The organism is Ralstonia pickettii (assembly GCF_016466415.2).
Lineage (GTDB): Bacteria > Pseudomonadota > Gammaproteobacteria > Burkholderiales > Burkholderiaceae > Ralstonia > Ralstonia pickettii.
The window spans coordinates 1,133,006-1,150,097 of sequence record NZ_CP066771.1 but is presented as its reverse complement, the minus strand read 5'-3'; the positions used below and the strand labels follow the sequence as shown (position 1 = coordinate 1,150,097).

Here is a 17,092-nt window from a genome sequence, read left to right as displayed (position 1 = left end):
GCTTCAGTTTAACCTCAGCAAGGGATTCGTTTTGCGGGGGCAAGCTCAGCCTGGCTGCGTTCGATGTCGCCCTTCAACTGCGCGGTGCGGTCCAGATACTTCTGATAGTTACGTTCGTTGCCCTGGCGCTCGGGTTGACCGTTGTTATATTCGGCCTTCAACGCCTGGAGCTTGCGCTCCTCGTCTGCCAGCTCGGCCTCCAGCACCTGGCGGCGTTCGCCGTCACGCGCCTTCTGCGTGGCGTTGTCCACGCGGGGGAAGCCACCGCCTGCATTGTTTTGCGCCGGTGCGGGTGCAGCACCCGCACTGCGCGGGCTGCGCGTGCCAGGCACGGTCACCACATCGGGCAGCGTCAACTTCTTGCAGCCCTTCACGTTGCCACTGTTGCGGTACTCCGGCACGCCGTTCGGACCGGTGCACAGATAGACATCATCAGCGTACGCGGGAGCCTGCACGGACAGCGTGGCAAACACCGCCGCAGCGGCGGCAAGCAGCCCAGATGCGATGCGTGGGGAAGGACGGAACATGAATGGAACCTGGCGGATACGTCGATCGGGCGCCGGAGTCCGGCGGACGCTCATTCTAGCCACAAAACTCCGCTTCACAAAAAGGAAGGGCGACCTGCGCCGCCCCCCCTCTCACAACCGTCTCTTCGCCCCGACACATTGCCCGGGACGCTCGCACATTACAGCGAGTAGTACATCTCGAACTCGAGCGGGTGCGTCGTCATGCGGAAGCGCGTGACTTCTTCCATCTTCAGCTCGATGTAGGCGTCGAGCATGGCGTTGGAGAACACCCCACCGCGGGTCAGGAATTCGCGGTCCTTGTCCAGGTACTCGAGGGCCTGATCCAGGCTCGAGCACACGGTCGGGATCTTTGCGTCTTCTTCCGGCGGCAGGTCGTACAGGTTCTTGTCGGCAGCTTCGCCCGGGTGGATCTTGTTCTGCACGCCATCCAGACCGGCCATCAGCAGCGCCGAGAAGCCCAGGTACGGGTTCATCAGCGGATCCGGGAAGCGGGTCTCGATACGACGGCCCTTCGGGTTCGCAACGTACGGAATGCGGATCGAGGCCGAACGGTTACGTGCCGAGTAAGCCAGCTTGACCGGAGCCTCGAAGCCCGGCACCAGACGCTTGTACGAGTTCGTACCCGGGTTGGTGAGGGCATTCAGCGCGCGGGCGTGCTTGATGATGCCGCCGATGTAGTACAGCGCGAACTCCGACAGACCAGCGTAGCCGTTGCCTGCGAACAGGTTCTGGCCGTCCTTCCACACCGACTGGTGAACGTGCATGCCCGAACCGTTGTCGCCCACGACCGGCTTCGGCATGAACGTCGCCGTCTTGCCATAGGTGTGCGCGACGTTCTGGATCACGTACTTTTGCAGCTGGGTCCAGTCGGCGCGTTGCACCAGCGTGCTGAACTTCGTGCCGATTTCGTTCTGACCTTGGCCTGCCACTTCGTGGTGGTGCACTTCAACGGGAATACCCAGCGATTCCAGGATCAGGCACATTTCCGAGCGCATGTCTTGGAACGTGTCGATCGGGGCAACCGGGAAGTAGCCGCCCTTCTTGCCCGGACGGTGGCCCGAGTTGCCGTGTTCGAACTCCTTGCCCGACGACCACGGAGCTTCTTCGGAATTGATCTTCACGAAGCAACCCTGCATGTCGATGTTCCAGGTCACGCCGTCGAAGATGAAGAATTCGGGTTCCGGACCAAAGTAGGCGGTGTCGCCCAGGCCGGTGCTCTTCAGGTAGGCTTCAGCGCGCTTGGCGATCGAGCGCGGGTCGCGGTCGTAGCCCTTGCCGTCCGACGGCTCGACCACGTCGCAGGTCAGGACCAGGGTCGGCTCTTCGTAGAACGGGTCGATGTGCGCGGTGTTTGCATCCGGCACCAGCAGCATGTCCGACGCTTCGATGCCTTTCCAGCCGGCGATCGACGAGCCGTCGAATGCGTGACCGCTTTCGAACTTGTCTTCGTCGAAATGCGAAACGGGGACCGAGACGTGCTGCTCCTTACCCTTGGTATCGGTGAAGCGGAAATCGACGAACTTGACGTCGTTTTCCTTCACGAGCTTCATCACGTCTGCAATGCTTTGGGACATGCCATTCTCCTGGTAGCGCAATAACGCAAAGTATTGTGAGCCGGTTGTGTGACGGATCGCTGCGCAATCGGCCGCAACCCGCCCTCACTCCGAAACATCTTCTTTCCAGCAAGGTCGTCCGACACGGACGGACGCCCCTGAAAAAGACCGCGGGAATCTTAGCAGAAACTATGCCAATTCCGGCCCAACAACAGGCAAGCACTCCCGCAAACAGTGCAGCACTGCGTCAGCCCATGCCTGACACGGTGCGCACGCCCTGCAATCCGGCCGAACCGCCTCCCGCCGAATTCCCGCTGATAGGGCTAAGGCTGTTCAAGCAGCAGAGCCAACGCACATAAACGGTGCATGAAAATGCTATCCGCACCTCTTTTGTGCAAGTGGGTCGTGCACGCACCATCGCGGGGATTTTCGCCCGCGCTATGTGACGGCGGCGCTAAAATGATGGCTTCCTCTTTCACCCGCCCCTGATCACCATGACTGCCACCACGCTGACCCGCGAGTCCCTGCTAGAGGCTGCCGCCGCCCGCCGTGAGGCAGACCAGCTGCCGTACTTCGGCGCGCTGTCGCCGCAAGAGGCTGCCGCGTTGTTGGCCGCCGACCCGCAGGCGCGCCTGGTGGACGTGCGCACGCGCGCTGAACTCGACTGGGTTGGCACGCCCGACATTTCGCCGGGCCAGTTTGTCCATGTGGAGTGGAATCAGTATCCGGGCGGCGCGCGCAACGCCAACTTCCTGAGCGCGCTCGAGGCTGCCGTGCCGAAAGATGCGCCAGTGCTGTTCCTGTGCCGCAGCGCAGCGCGCTCCAAGCATGCAGCAACGGCCGCCGCACAGGCCGGTTACGCGGCAGCCATGGATGTGCTGGAAGGTTTTGAGGGTGCAAAAGACACCGAAGGCCATCGCAAGACCGTGGAGGGCTGGTGTTTCCGAGGCCTGCCCTGGCACGGTGCCTGAGGCGCGCCGGTGAGCGTCAGGACGCCGCGCTGGCGTCCGCCTCGAAAATCTCACCACCCAGCGCCACCGCGCCCTCTCGCAGCATCGCATAGGCGCGCGCCACGGCTTCCGGTGAGCCCTTGACGCCCAGGTCGATGTGCGAGCGGGCATAGCGCTCACCGCGCGCTGCATCCCCCACGCTGGGCAGACTGAAGACCTTCACGCCATCGAACTCCGCTTCGATGCGCTCCATCAGCGGTGTAAGCCGCGACTCCGGCAGGCCAAACACCAGGAACGAGCGCTCCTCGCGCGGCGCGCGGTGGAATTGATCGGCGTAATAGGTGTCGAGCACCCACTCCATCATCGGCCACGCCATCACCGGGAAGCCCGGCATGAAATGGTGATGCGCGACCGAGAAACCGGGGATGCGGTTATAGCTGTTGGGGATGATGCGCGCGCCCTGCGGAAACTCGCCCATCTTGAAGCGGTGCTGGTTTTCGGGCGTTGAGACGTCCGCCTTGACCGGGTCGCCGTTGGCCGACTCGATGATGCGCAGCGTGATCTGCTCGCGCGCTTCCGGATGCAGCTCCAACGGCACGCCCAGCGCAGCCGCGGCGCATTGGCGTGTGTGGTCATCGGGCGTGGCGCCGATGCCGCCGGTGCAGAACACCACGTCATCGCTGGCGAACGTCCGCTTGAGTACGTTCGTGATGCGCGCTGGCTCGTCGCCGACGTACTCGGCCCATTCCAACGCCAGGCCGCGCTCGCCCAGCACTTCGATCAGCTTGCGCAGGTGTTTGTCTTCGCGGCGGCCGGAGAGAATCTCGTCGCCGATGATGATCATGCCGAAAGCCATGTCAGTTCCGATGGTTTCTGATTATTCGCGAGGCAGTTCGATGGTCGTGACCTCGATGACGCTGGCCTCGACCATACGCGCAGGCGGCGCTTCGGCTCGCAGACGCGTCAGCGCACGCAAGCAGAAATGTCCGAACCACAGCGCCGAGAAAATAAAGATGAGCACATACAGCCAGATGACCGCGATGGCGATGATCGGAAACAGCACAATCGTCACCACCGACGATACCCACAGCAGCGTCGGCGCCGAGCCCAGCATGCCAACGGCCACGCCAATGCCAAGGAGCGGCAGCCGATAGCGCTGCATGATCGCGCGGCGCTCTTCAGCGGTAGCGTGGTCAGCGAGCGCGTCGTACGTCATCAAGCGGTATGTAAGCCAACCCCATAGCAGCGGCGGGATCAGCGCGAAGAATGGCGGGATCAGCCACAACGGCAGCGTGACGATGGCCACGAGAATGACCACCAGCGTGCACAGCAGCGCATGCGTCAGGCTGCCCAGCAACGAGCCGCCCTTGCGACGTTCGAGCTGCGGATAGCTCCGATCAAGAAAACGCATGACCACCGGCACCGACGCAACGCTGACCAGCACAAGAATCGACACAACGATCACCGGAACGAGCAAGGTGATGACGAGCAGCGGCGCGATGGCCGACCACAGCCCCGCCATGCCAATGGCGTTCAGGCCGCTCTTGATCCAGCCCATGAAAGCCCAGCCTTCCACGGCGTTACGGGCCATGCCGTTCATGGCATCCCAGCCAAAATACAGCACGCCGCCCCAAACAACGACAGCCACGACAAACGGCATGACAGTCAGGAACAGCATGCGCGGATGCAGTTGCGAAAGCAGCGCGCGGCCAAATGAGCGAATCAGGTCGTTCATGCAGAAGTCGGAAAATCCGGGAGCGGACAGCCTAGCACAGCGCGCAGAAATTACGCAGGCGCCGCCCCGCGAAGGCCTTAGGCGCGACCGAACAGGCGCTTAACGCCGAGCCACTGCTGACGCAGCACGCCGCGCCCGTAGTCGCGCGAGTGCCCGTGGGGCGCGGGAAGCTGATCGCGGATACCGGTGGCGTGGTACTCCGGCGAGAAGATGGCGGTGCCGAACAGCATGTCCCACCATGGGAACAGCACGCCAAAATTGCATCCGCCCAGCACACCAGGCTTGCCGGGCACCTCGTGCCCCAGCCCGATGGCGTGATGCAGCCGATGAAAGCGGGGCGAGATCAGCAGCCGGTCGCCGAGCCAGCCGAAATGCAGCCGCACGTTGGCATGCTGAAGACTCTGCAGCAACTGTGAAATGGCGACCAGCAGCACGTACTGCGAAGGCTCAACCCCGATGACCAGCGCCGCGATGGCAAACACCGCACCACGCAATACATCGTCGAGGATGTGGTTGCGGTCATCCGACCACAGCGTCATCTGCTGCTGACTGTGATGCAACGAATGCAGGTTCCACCACCAGTGAAACTTGTGTGACAGGCGGTGATACCAGTAGTCGAGCAGGTCGAACAACACTAGATAGATCAGAAAGCTGACGGCGGCGACGGACGTAACGCCCGGCCACCAGTCCTCCACGTTCAGATGCGCCCAGCCCCAGAAGCGCAGCTTGCCGTCGAGGTCGTCGATCAGCGGCTGCAGCGTGAAAAACATCAGCAGCGGGAAGAAACCGAGCCGGTGAAAGAGCGTGTAGAAGATGTCGGCACGCACGGCCTTGCGGTCTTGCAGCGGCTCCACCGGACGCCAGCGCTCCAGCGGACGGAAGATCAGCAGCAGCACCGCGATCTGCACCAACCCCATCAGCAGCCATTCCGTGCCGGGGTAGGCATCTTCGACGTAACCACCCAGGCCGACGGCATAGGTGATCGGCATCACGACGTGCTGGAAGAGCACATCCTGCGCTTGGGTGAAGGTGTCGGCGATCCAGTCGAACATGTCAGCGTGCCGCTGTGTGTGCCGGGTGGGCGGCAAACCATGCCTGGTACTGCGGATGATCGCGCAGCGTGGCGAAGCAGAAACCCTTGCGTTCCAGACCGGCGATCAGCGGTTCCAAGTCGGCTGGCGCCCACGGATCCTTGCGCGACCAGATGCCCAGATGCGCCATGGTGATGTCGCCATCGCGCAGGTTGGACAGTGCCTTCTGCAGCAAGGCGTCGTTCGGATAACGGTCTGACGGCAACTCGTCGCCCAGGAAACCGGCGGGCGCCCAAGCCACATGCGCAAACCCGCATTGCTTGGCCCAGGCCTCGGTCGTCGCCGACAGGTGACCTCCCGGCGCCCGCCACAGCGGGTCCATCGGCTGACCGGTCATGGCTTTGAACCGCTCGGCGCTGTGTTTGAGCTCCGCGCAGAATTCAGGCTCGCCCCACACGACATTGCGGCTGCCCTGCTCGCCAAACTGCGGCCGGAAGCGGACCTTGCCCGCACCCGCCTCGCCCTTGTAGTAAACGTGATCGAAGGTGTGCGTACCGAAGGCGTGGCCGTCGGCAGCAAGCGATTTCCAATACGCTGCCCAACGGTCATCCAGCGTGCTGTCGCCGTGGATGGTCTTTTCGTTGGCGAGGAAGAACGTGGCGTGGATGCGATGGCGGCGCAGCGTGTCGGCAATCAACTCCGCTTGGCTCATGCTGCCGGTATCGAACGTCAGGTAGACGGTGCCTTTGCACGCGCCGGCATTCACCCCACCGGGGGCCGCCGTAGCCAACGCACACAACCCCAGCGCCACCGTGGCGGCGGCCTTGCGCAACATCGACAGGCCGGATTTCATCGTCGTAGAACTCAGATCAGCGGAGCGCGCGAGCGGAAGTAAATGCCGTGCGGCGAGCGCCCGACCTTGATCTCTTCCACAACCTTGCGGCTGGCAACATCGACGATCGCCACGCGCTTGGCCCAGCGGCAGGTCACCCAAAGCTGCTTGCCGTCGGCGGTCAACTCCATGTCGTCAGGGCCGGGCGGCAGACCGGTGATGTCGCCCACCTTGGTCAGCGTTTGCTGATCGATGATGCTGATCGTGCCCGACACGCGGTTCGACAGGAACAAGTGGCGCTTGTCGCCCAGCGCGCGGAAGTTATGCGCGCCCTTGCCGGTCGGAATGCGCTTGACGCTGGTGCGGTTGTGCCAATCGATCACTTCGACGTAATCGGCGCCGGTCATGCCGACCAGCAAGTATTTCTGATCGGTCGTCACCCACACGCCGGCCGGCGCAGAACCAATGGTCATGCGCCACATCACGTTCTGCGTGGGCAGGTCGATGGCCATCACCTCGTTGGAATCCTGCACGGTGACGAACGCGATCTTGCTGTCGGCGGTAAACGCAATGTGGCTGGGCGTCTTGGCCGCCGGAATCTGTTTGGCGATGGTCAGGGCGTGGCCGTCCCAGCGATAAATATCGATGCGGTCTAGACGGTTGCCCGTGGTCAGAAACCACTTCTGGTCAGGCGAAAAGCCAATCTGATACGGATCGTCAATGTGCGGCACGCGCTGCTGGATCTTGCCCGTGACAGGGTCGAGGAACACCAGATCGTTGCCGACGGCGTTCGCGACGATCAACGACTTTTCGTCGGGCGTGGCGATCAGGTGATGCGGCTCCTTGCCGATTGGGAACGTCTCCAGCACCTTGCGGGTGTCCTTGTCGATCAAAGAGACGCTTGCGTCGCCCGAATTGAGCACGGTGACGACTTCGGCACGCGCCGCATGCGCTGCCATGAGCGCAGCGGCCGACAGGACCAGCGTGGAAAACCAACGGGAGGCAAACGAGACGCGCAAGGCAGACATAACGAGAAGATTCAGCAACTTAGCTTTTCATTTTAGCGCTGGCGTTTAGGCCATCGCTGACACAAATCAAAAAAAGAAAGCGGGAACTTTCTCAGCGCCTGACAACGCATCGGCAGCTATCGCTGCATCGATTCCCACACCTTCTGCAGCCGTTTGACCGACATCGGCACCGGCGTGCGCAGTTCCTGTGCAAACAGGGCGATGCGCAACTCCTCGAGCATCCAGCGGAATTCCTCCATGCGCGGGTCATTGCCGCCCTGACCTTGCACGCGCAGCGCCTTTTCCGCGCGTTGATATTGCTGGATGAGCGGCGCCATCTCTTGCATGCGCTGCGTGTCGCGCGCCGGGTCCGCCTTGAGCTTGTCGATGCGCAGCGCGATGCCCTTCAGGTAGCGGGGGAAGTGCGTCAACTGCGCATACGGCGTTGCCTCGATAAAGCGCTTGTGCATCAGCGTCTTGAGCTGCGCGTCGATATCGGCGGTGGCCGCAGCAAACGGCTTGGCGATCTGCAGCTTGCGCGGCAGTTGCGCGTATTCGGCCAGGATGGCGCCGACCAGCCGTGCGATTTCCTGCGCCAGCAACGTCAGGCGCGCGCGGCTTTCGTCCTTGCGCGCGCCGAAACTGGCGTCATCGGTGGGCAGCGGGTCTTGCAGGCAGGCGCGCTCCAGCGTGGCATCCAGAATCTGGTCGCGCAGATCGTCCTGCGTGCCGAGGTTCATGAACTGGATGGCCATCTGCGACAAGCCTGGGATGTTCTTTTCCAGGTATTTCAACGGTTCGCGCAGCTGGATCGCAAACAGCCGTCGCAAGCCCAGGCGATGGATGCGGGTGGCTTCCGCCGGATCATCGAAGACCTCCACATCGCAGTGGTCACCGGCATCGACAAGTGCCGGGTAGCCGAACAGCGTCTGGTTGCCTTTGCGGACTTCCAGCAGTTCCGGCAACTCGCCGAAGTTCCAGGTCGTCAGGCCCGAGTACAGCGCGGCGTTGGCCGGCGCTTCCGATTTGCCGCTCTTACCTGCCTTTCCTGGCTTGGCGCCGTCGTTCTGGGCACCGGCCACGGCAGCATCCTGTGCCGCGATCGACTGGAACGTCTGCTGCGCGCGGCCGCCGAGTTCCGCCCGCAACTGGGCCAGATTGCGCCCCATGTCTAGCTGGCGACCGTGCTCGTCGATCACCTTGAAGTTCATGAAATGATGCGCGGGCAGCGTCTCGAGCTTGAAGTCGGCGCGCTTGAGGGCGATGCCAGTCTGCTCGCGCACGTCGGCAATCAAGCGGTCGAGCAGGTCGCCATCGCCCAACCGCACGCGCGACACGAATCCGGCGGCATAGTCTGGCAACGGCACGCAATGGCGGCGCAGCTTCTGCGGCAGACTCTTCAGCAACAGATGCACCTTCTCCTTGAGCATGCCCGGCACCAGCCATTCAGTGCGCTGCGCGGGCACCTGGTTGAGCGCATACAGCGGCACGGTGAGCGTCACGCCATCGCGGGGGCTGCCGGGCTCGAAGTGATACGTCAGGCCCATGTCGATGCCGGCAATCGGCAGCACCTTCGGGAACAGGTCGGTCGTGATGCCGGCCGCCTCATGCCGCATGAGGTCATCGCGATTCAGGTACAGCAGCTTCTGCCCGCTTTTGCCGCCCGCGCCGGCGGCTTCGGCGTACCAGCGCTCGAACGACACGGTGTTGTAGATGTCCGCCGGGATCTGGCTGTCGTAGAACGCGTAGATCAGTTCGTCGTCCACCAGCACGTCTTGTCGGCGTGACTTGTGTTCGAGGTTTTCGATCTCGCGCACCAAGCGCTGGTTGTGCGTGAAGAACGGCAGGCGCGTTTCGAACTCGCCATCGACCAGCGCACGGCGGATGAACATCTCGCGCGCCTCCTTCGGCTGCATCGGCCCGAAGTGCACACGGCGCTGTTGATAGATCGGCAGACCGTACAGCGTGCCCCGCTCGAAGGCCATCACTTGGCCGGCCTTCTTTTCCCAATGCGGATCGCTCCACGACACCTTCAACAGATGCGCGCCGACCTTTTCCACCCATTCCGGCTCGATGCGCGCCAGCGTGCGGCCGAACAGGCGGCTGGTCTCGACCAACTCGCCTGCCACGACCCACTTGCCGGCCTTGCGCGCGATGACCGAACCCGGCCACAGGAAGAACTTGATGCCGCGCGCGCCGAGGTATTCGCGGCCTTTTCCGTCTGCCTCCTCGATGCGCACTCCGATGTTGCCGAGCAAGCCCGTCAGCAACGCCAGGTGTAACTGCTCATACGTCGGATCGGACTCGTTGAGCTTCCAGCCCTGCTCCGCCACCGTGGTATGCAACTGCGAATGCACGTCGCGCCATTCGCGCAGCCGCACATGCGACAGGAAGTGCAAGCGGCACTGGTCCTGCAGTTGCTTGTTCGACTTCTTGTGTGCAACGGCTTCTTCAAACCACTTCCAGAGCTTGACCCAGCCGAGGAACTCGGATTTTTCATCAGCAAACTGCCGGTGCGCCTGATCGGCCTGCTGTTGCAGTTCCTGCGGGCGCTCGCGCGGGTCTTGAACGGACAAGGCGCTCGCGATGATGAGCATCTCGCGCAGACATTGGTGGTCGCGGCCTGCCAGGATCATCCGCGCCACCCGCGGGTCCAGCGGCAGCCGGGCCACCTGCCTGCCCAGCGGGGTCAGCGCGTTTTCGTCGTCGACCGCCCCGAGTTCTTGCAGCAGCTGATAGCCGTCGGCAATGGCACGGCCCAGCGGCGGCTCGATGAAGGGGAACTGCTCGACATCCGTCAGCCGCAGCGCCTTCATGCGCAGGATGACCGCCGCCAGCGACGAACGCAGTATTTCCGGATCGGTAAAACGCGGCCGCGCAATGAAATCCGCCTCGTCATACAGGCGAATGCAGACGCCGTCGGCGACCCGGCCGCAACGACCCGCGCGCTGATTGGCCGCAGCCTGCGATACCGGTTCAATCTGCAGTTGCTCGACCTTGTTGCGATACGAATAACGCTTCACGCGCGCCAGCCCCGTATCGACCACGTAGCGAATGCCCGGGACCGTCAGCGAGGTCTCGGCCACATTGGTCGCCAGCACGATGCGCCGGGCGTTGGACGGCCGGAACACACGTTCCTGCTCCTGCACAGACAGGCGCGCAAACAACGGCAGGATTTCGGTATGCGCCGGATGGTGCTTGCGCAGCGCCTCGGCCGCCTCGCGAATCTCGCGCTCGCCCGGCAGGAAGATGAGCACGTCGCCAGGGCCTTCGCGAGCGAGTTCGTCCACCGCATCGACGAGCGCCTCGTAAAGATCGCGCTCCTTGTCCTTCTCGTCGCGCTGGATCGGGCGGTAGCGCACCTCGACCGGATACAACCGGCCGCTGACTTCAATGACGGGCGCCGGCCCCTTCGGGCCAGCAAAGTGCTCGGCAAACCGCTGCGCGTCGATGGTCGCCGAGGTGATGATCACCTTCAGGTCGGGCCGGCGCGGCAAAAGCTGCTTGAGATAGCCGATCAGGAAGTCAATGTTGAGGCTGCGTTCGTGCGCCTCGTCGATGATGATCGTGTCGTAAGCGCGCAGCAGCGGATCGTTCTGCGTCTCGGCCAGCAAGATGCCGTCGGTCATGAGCTTGACCGACGCCCCCGCCGACAGCGTGTCGTTAAAGCGAACCTGGAAGCCCACGTGCTCGCCCACCGGCGTGCCGATTTCCTGCGCGATGCGCTTGGCCGTAGACGTCGCTGCGATCCGGCGCGGCTGCGTATGGCCGATCAGCCCGGTACCGCCCGCGCCAATGCCTCGCCCGATCGACAAGCAGATCTTCGGCAACTGGGTGGTTTTGCCCGAGCCGGTCTCGCCTGAGACGATCACCACTTGATTGGCGGCGATGGCCTGGGCGATCTCGTCGCGCCGGGCCGACACGGGCAGCGCTTCGGGAAACGTGATCGGCGGGACGCGGTTCGCACGTGCACGGCGCGCCTCCAGCGCCGCGGCGAGTTCTTCCGGCGTGGGCTTTTGGCGGCGCTGCGGACGCACATTGCCGCCGGGCTTGCGCTCGGCGGGCGGCATGTCTTTCGGCGATTTCTGGGAGGGCGCCGCCGGGCGTGGCCGGGGCGGCTGGGCGTGGGAATCTGACATCGGGCGGGATTATAATCCGCGCATCTTTCCTATGCCGGCCCGCGCCCCGTGCCGCTTTTCCTCCTCCGCCCGTGACCGCTCGTTCTCCCGTCCCCGCCTCCGGCGTTTCGCTGGCGGCGCACACGCCCGCCCCCGTCGACGTCGCCCCGATTCCGCCCACGCCCGAACAGCAGCAGTTCGTGGACTGGCTGCGCGAGGTGGCGCCTTACATTCACGCCTTCCGCGACAAGACGTTCGTGATCGGCTTTGGCGGTGAACTGGTCAAGGCCGACATGCTGGGCGCGTTGGTCAACGACGTCGCGTTGCTGCATGCCATGGGCATGCGCATCGTGCTGGTGCATGGTTCGCGCCCGCAGGTGGAAGAACAGCTCGCCCTGCGCAGTGTGCAAACTCAGTTCGTCGACGGCGTACGCGTGACGGACGCCGCCGCACTGGAATCCGCCAAGGAAGCCTCGGGCGAACTGCGCCTGGATATCGAAGCCGCCTTCAGCCAGGGCCTGCCGAATACACCGATGGCCGGCGCGCGCATGTCGGTCGTGTCCGGCAACTTCGTGACGGCGCGGCCGGTGGGCATCGTCAATGGCGTGGATTTCCAGCACACGGGGCTGGTGCGCAAGATCGATGCGGAGTCGATCCAGCATTCCCTGTCCAATCGCAAGATCGTGCTGCTCTCGCCGCTGGGCTTTTCGCCAACGGGCCAGGCGTTCAACCTGTCGATGGAAGACGTAGCTGCCAACACCGCCACGGCGCTCAAGGCCGACAAGCTCATCTTCATCACCGAGCTGCCGGGGATCATGGACCGCGTAGGCAAGCTGCAGCAGGACCTGTCGATGGAAACGGCCATCGAGCGCCTGCGCGACGGCAGCCTGTCGCACGACACCGCCTATTACCTGCAGCACATCGTCAAGGCGATGCGCGGCGGCGTGCGCCGCGCGCACGTCATCCCGTTCGCGCTGGACGGCAGCATCCTGCTGGAGCTGTTCCTGCACGATGGTGTGGGCACCATGGTCTCGCACACTGACCTGGAATACCTGCGCGAAGCCACCCTGGACGACGTGGGCGGCATCGTCTCGCTCATCGAGCCCCTCGAGGCGGACGGCACATTGGTGCCGCGCGAACGCCGGCTGCTGGAGCGCGACATCGCCAACTTTTCGGTCATCGAGCACGACGGCATCATCTTTGGCTGTGTGGCGCTGTATCCGTACCCCAAGGATGGCATGGCCGAAATGGCCTGCCTGATCGTATCCCCCGACAGCCAGGGCACCGGCGACGGCGAACGTCTGCTCAAGCACACCGAAGTGCGTGCCCGTGCGCTGGGCCTCAAGCGCCTCTTCGTTCTCACTACGCGCACGGAGCATTGGTTCCTCAAGCGCGGCTTTGTGCGTGCCAGCGTGGACGATCTGCCGGAAGACCGCCGCAAGCTTTACAACTGGCAGCGCCGCTCGATGGTGCTGATGAAGAAGCTCTAAACCCTTGGCGCGCGTCGTGGAATCCAAGCCCGGCGGCGCGCGGCCTTTACAATAGCGGCACCTGCGTCGCGCTCGAGCGGCGCTTCCGCCACACAAGAGGAATCCCCATGGCCCGCATGGTCCACTGCGTCAAGCTCAACAAGGAAGCCGAAGGCCTCGACTTCCCGCCCCTGCCCGGCGAACTGGGTAAGAAACTCTGGCAAAGCGTCTCGAAAGAAGCCTGGGCCGGCTGGCTCAAGCATCAGACCATGCTGATCAACGAAAACCGCCTGAACATGGCCGATTCGCGCGCACGCCAGTACTTGCTCAAACAGACCGAGAAGTACTTCTTTGGCGATGGTGCAGATGAAGCCGCCGGCTACGTGCCGCCGCCCTCGGCCTGATCTGCCGCCATCAACAACAAAGCCGTTCAGCGCAGACTGAACGGCTTTTTGTTTGGGGAACGCCATTGAACGTGCCGCAACGGGCGCAAAAAAAAACTGCCCATTTGCATGAGCAGCTTTTCGACAATGCGCAAACAGCGATCAGAAATCGCGACGCTGCACGCCCGCTTCGGTCCCCAGCAGCAGCACATTGGCGCCGCGCTTGGCAAACAGGCCGACCGTCACCACGCCCGGAATCTCGTTGACCACCGATTCCAGGCCCTTCGGATCGGCAATGCGCAGGCCCACCACATCGATGATCACGTTGCCGTTATCGGTCTTGTAGATCTGGCCTTCCTTGGTCATGCGCAGGCGCGGCTGACCGCCCAGCGCAGCCAGTTGGCGCGCCACGGCCGCACGTGCCATGGGCACCACTTCCACCGGCAGCGGGAAGGCACCCATCGTCTCAACGAGCTTGCTGCCGTCAGCGATGCAAACGAACACTTTGGCCACCGAGGCAACAATCTTTTCACGCGTGAGCGCACCGCCGCCGCCCTTGATCATGGCTCCGGAGGCGTCGATCTCGTCAGCGCCATCCACGTACACGGGAATAGCATCGACCTCATTCAGATCGAGCACCGTAAAGCCGTGGCCCTGCAGGCGGCGTGTCGAAGCCTCGGAGCTGGACACCGCGCCGGCGAAGCGTGCCTTGTGCGGCGCCATCGCGTCGATGAACAGGTTGGCCGTCGAGCCGGTGCCGACACCCAGCACAGCGCCCTCGGGCACGTTGGCCAATACGTAGTCTGCGGCGGCTTGTGCCACCAGCGCCTTCAGTTCATCCTGCGTCATCGCAAAAACTCGGTCGGGATCGGGAAACCCGGTAGTGTACCGGATCAATGCGATGACCCTCAGCCGGCTGGTGGAGCCAAACCCGCGGAGTACAATCGATTCATTCCTCCACCTCCAGCGCAACGCAGGAACGTACTTCGGACTCGCTTCATGACTCAGCTCGATCAACTCAAGCAGTTCACCACCGTCGTCGCCGACACGGGCGACTTCCAGGCAATGCGTGCCTACGCGCCGCACGATGCAACGACCAATCCGTCGCTGATCCTCAAGGCCGTGCAGAAAGCCGAATACCGCCCGCTGCTGGAACAAGCCGTGCGTGACGCCCGTAGCGACAGCGTCGAGGACATCATCGATGCCGTCCTCGTGGCGTTCGGCTGCGAAATCCTGTCGATCATCCCGGGCCGCGTGTCGACCGAGGTTGATGCGCGCCTGTCGTTCGACACCGAGGCGACAGTGGCCAAGGCCAAGCATTTGATTGCGCTGTACGAAGCGCGAGGCGTGGCGCGCGAGCGCGTGCTGATCAAGATTGCGTCGACGTGGGAAGGCATCCGCGCGGCGGATCAGCTCCGTGCCGAAGGCATCCGCTGCAACATGACGCTGCTGTTCTCGCTGGCCCAAGCGGTGGCGTGCGCGGAAGCGGGCGTGCAGCTCATCTCGCCCTTCGTCGGCCGCATCTACGACTGGTACAAAAAGGATGCCGGCGCCAACTGGGACCCGGTCGCGCAAGGCGGCCCGAACGACCCCGGCGTGCAGTCCGTCCTGCGCATCTACAACTACTACAAGAAGTTCGACTACCCGACCGAAGTGATGGGCGCGAGCTTCCGCAATATCTCGCAGATCGTCGAACTGGCCGGCTGCGACCTCCTGACCATCAGCCCGGATCTGCTCGCCCAACTGCAGCAGTCCGACGCGCCGGTCGAGCGCAAGCTGTCTCCGGACAACGCCAACGCGGCCAATATCGTGCGCCTGCCGGCTGACGAGAAATCGTTCCGCTGGCACATGAACGCGGACGCCATGGCCACCGAAAAGCTGGCCGAAGGCATCCGCCTGTTTGCAGCGGACGCGATCAAGTTGGAAGCGTTGATTGAGCCGCTGCGCGCAGCGGCGTAAGAAGAAAGCCGGGTCTTATCCCAGCATGGCGGGCAGGCACACGCCCGCCGGCTGGTGGATCACGAGGTCCGCCGTTGCATCCAGGGCGCTCGGCTCTGGATTCACGACGATCACCTTGGCGCCGTGGTCCTTTGCCAACCCCGGCAGCCCGGCCGCCGGATACACCATGCCCGACGTGCCAACAACGAGGCATACGTCACACGTGTTGGCTGCCTCTTCAGCACGGTAGTTCGCGACCAGCGGCAGTTGCTCGCCAAACCACACCACGCCCGGGCGCAGCATCGCGCCACATGTCGCACAACGCGGTGGGCGTCCCGGCTCGGCGGTGGCGATATCGCATTTGCCGCAGCCACCCAACCACTTGTTGGCAAACAGGTTGCCGTGCAGCTCGATCACCCCTTCGCTGCCGGCGCGCTGGTGCAAGCCATCGACGTTCTGCGTGACGAGCGTCACCGTCTTGCGCTTGGCGAGCGCGGCAATCGCAAGATGGGCCGGATTCGGCTGCACCTGCAGCACACGCTCGCGGCGCTCCTGATACCAGTCCCACACCATGCGCGGATGCTTGCGATACGCTGCCTCGGTCGCCATGTCTTCCGGGTTGAAGCGCGCCCACAAGCCGGTCAGGGCATCACGAAACGTAGGAACACCGGATTCGGCCGAGACACCAGCGCCCGTGAGCACCATGACGTGCTGTGCGGCCTCGACCCAGGCGCGGGCCTGCGCCAATGCAGCCGCATCGGATACGGCTGTGGGTTCGATGCCCATTACTTCTTGGCAGGTGCCGCCGCGCGTTGGCGTACCGCTTCAAACAGACACACGCCACTCGCCACCGATACGTTCAGGCTTTCCACGCTTCCCGCCATCGGAATGCTGACCAGCGCGTCGCACGTTTCACGCGTGAGGCGGCGCATGCCTTCGCCTTCGGCGCCCATCACGATGGCGGTGGGGCCCTTGAAGTCTGCCTGGTAGAGATCCTGTTCGGCCTCGTCAGCCGTGCCGATCACCCACACGCCGCGCTCCTGCAATTCACGCAGCGTGCGCGCCAGGTTGGTCACGGTGATATACGGGACGGTTTCAGCCGCGCCGCTGGCGACCTTGGCGACCGTCGTGTTGATCCCAACGCTGCGGTCCTTCGGTGCGATCACGGCGTGCGCGCCAGCGGCATCCGCCACGCGCAGGCAAGCACCGAGGTTGTGCGGATCGGTCACCCCGTCGAGCACCAGCAGCAGCGGCGTGCCTTCGATGCCGTCGAGCAGTTCATCAAGATTGAGCGCCAACGACAGCGACTCTGCCTTGGCAACCACGCCCTGGTGGCGGTCGGTACCGGCAATGCCGCGCAGCCGGTCAGCGTCGGCGGGGATGAGGCGCACGCCCGCTGCTTCCGCCGCTTTCAGGAAATCCTGCATGCGGCGGTCGCGGCGGTTGGCCTCGAAGTAGATTTCGTCGATCGACTTGGCGCCGTGGCGCAGTCGGGCGGTGACGGCATGAAAGCCGATGAGGAGCTTGGATTTAGACATGGCGCGATTGT

General features: G+C 63.7%; 15 protein-coding genes. 4 read left to right on the top strand and 11 right to left on the bottom strand.

Going from position 1 to position 17,092, the window contains the following annotated elements:
* Nucleotides 1-14: 14 nt before the first annotated feature.
* Both RP6297_RS05470 and RP6297_RS05465 read right to left on the bottom strand, forming a co-directional pair.
* A complete protein-coding gene (locus tag RP6297_RS05470; RefSeq protein ID WP_037027409.1) occupies nucleotides 15-527 on the bottom strand; it encodes a hypothetical protein in 513 nt (170 codons plus the stop codon).
* A 158-nt stretch (nucleotides 528-685) separates the two neighbouring features.
* A complete protein-coding gene (locus RP6297_RS05465; RefSeq protein ID WP_004626362.1) occupies nucleotides 686-2,101 on the bottom strand; it encodes a 3-hydroxylaminophenol mutase in 1,416 nt (471 codons plus the stop codon).
* A 473-nt stretch (nucleotides 2,102-2,574) separates the two neighbouring features.
* On the opposite strand from RP6297_RS05465, the gene RP6297_RS05460 reads away from it, so the two are divergent.
* Nucleotides 2,575-3,051: a rhodanese-like domain-containing protein gene (locus tag RP6297_RS05460; RefSeq protein WP_004626360.1), complete on the top strand. Its 477-nt coding sequence runs from the start codon at nucleotides 2,575-2,577 to the stop codon at nucleotides 3,049-3,051.
* Between the two features lie 16 nt (nucleotides 3,052-3,067).
* Here RP6297_RS05460 and RP6297_RS05455 read toward each other — a convergent pair whose 3' ends face one another.
* The 6 genes from RP6297_RS05455 to hrpA form a co-directional block, all read right to left on the bottom strand.
* The gene (locus RP6297_RS05455) at nucleotides 3,068-3,886 is read right to left on the bottom strand and encodes a competence/damage-inducible protein A (protein ID WP_009238383.1); all 819 of its coding nucleotides are present in this window, start codon (nucleotides 3,884-3,886) and stop codon (nucleotides 3,068-3,070) included.
* A 21-nt stretch (nucleotides 3,887-3,907) separates the two neighbouring features.
* On the bottom strand, nucleotides 3,908-4,765 hold the full coding sequence (locus RP6297_RS05450; protein ID WP_009238384.1) for an EI24 domain-containing protein: 858 nt from the start codon (nucleotides 4,763-4,765) through the stop codon (nucleotides 3,908-3,910).
* A 77-nt stretch (nucleotides 4,766-4,842) separates the two neighbouring features.
* Entirely contained in the window at nucleotides 4,843-5,817 is a 975-nt protein-coding gene (locus tag RP6297_RS05445; RefSeq protein WP_009238385.1) for a sterol desaturase family protein, read from the bottom strand.
* Between the two features lies 1 nt (nucleotide 5,818).
* Nucleotides 5,819-6,649: a polysaccharide deacetylase family protein gene (locus RP6297_RS05440; protein WP_009238386.1), complete on the bottom strand. Its 831-nt coding sequence runs from the start codon at nucleotides 6,647-6,649 to the stop codon at nucleotides 5,819-5,821.
* An 11-nt stretch (nucleotides 6,650-6,660) separates the two neighbouring features.
* Complete coding sequence (locus RP6297_RS05435) at nucleotides 6,661-7,656, bottom strand: YVTN family beta-propeller repeat protein (protein ID WP_009238387.1); 996 nt, start codon at nucleotides 7,654-7,656, stop codon at nucleotides 6,661-6,663.
* A 116-nt stretch (nucleotides 7,657-7,772) separates the two neighbouring features.
* The gene (gene hrpA, locus RP6297_RS05430) at nucleotides 7,773-11,774 is read right to left on the bottom strand and encodes an ATP-dependent RNA helicase HrpA (protein ID WP_009277552.1); all 4,002 of its coding nucleotides are present in this window, start codon (nucleotides 11,772-11,774) and stop codon (nucleotides 7,773-7,775) included.
* 71 nt (nucleotides 11,775-11,845) lie between these two features.
* On the opposite strand from hrpA, the gene argA reads away from it, so the two are divergent.
* Nucleotides 11,846-13,243, top strand: coding sequence for an amino-acid N-acetyltransferase (gene argA, locus RP6297_RS05425; RefSeq protein WP_009238389.1), 1,398 nt, complete (start codon nucleotides 11,846-11,848; stop codon nucleotides 13,241-13,243).
* Between the two features lie 107 nt (nucleotides 13,244-13,350).
* Entirely contained in the window at nucleotides 13,351-13,626 is a 276-nt protein-coding gene (locus tag RP6297_RS05420) for an oxidative damage protection protein (RefSeq protein WP_004626344.1), read from the top strand.
* 141 nt (nucleotides 13,627-13,767) lie between these two features.
* On the opposite strand, the gene rpiA is transcribed toward RP6297_RS05420, so the two are convergent.
* On the bottom strand, nucleotides 13,768-14,454 hold the full coding sequence (rpiA, locus tag RP6297_RS05415; RefSeq protein ID WP_009238390.1) for a ribose-5-phosphate isomerase RpiA: 687 nt from the start codon (nucleotides 14,452-14,454) through the stop codon (nucleotides 13,768-13,770).
* A 150-nt stretch (nucleotides 14,455-14,604) separates the two neighbouring features.
* Here rpiA and tal point away from each other — a divergent pair, with 150 nt between their 5' ends.
* Nucleotides 14,605-15,564, top strand: coding sequence for a transaldolase (gene tal, locus RP6297_RS05410; RefSeq protein ID WP_009238391.1), 960 nt, complete (start codon nucleotides 14,605-14,607; stop codon nucleotides 15,562-15,564).
* Nucleotides 15,565-15,579: 15 nt separating this feature from the next.
* Here tal and RP6297_RS05405 read toward each other — a convergent pair whose 3' ends face one another.
* The gene (locus RP6297_RS05405) at nucleotides 15,580-16,329 is read right to left on the bottom strand and encodes an SIR2 family NAD-dependent protein deacylase (RefSeq protein WP_009238392.1); all 750 of its coding nucleotides are present in this window, start codon (nucleotides 16,327-16,329) and stop codon (nucleotides 15,580-15,582) included.
* On the bottom strand, nucleotides 16,329-17,081 hold the full coding sequence (gene rlmB, locus RP6297_RS05400; protein ID WP_009238393.1) for a 23S rRNA (guanosine(2251)-2'-O)-methyltransferase RlmB: 753 nt from the start codon (nucleotides 17,079-17,081) through the stop codon (nucleotides 16,329-16,331). Before rlmB ends, RP6297_RS05405 begins: the two co-directional genes overlap by 1 nt.
* Nucleotides 17,082-17,092 lie beyond the last annotated feature (11 nt).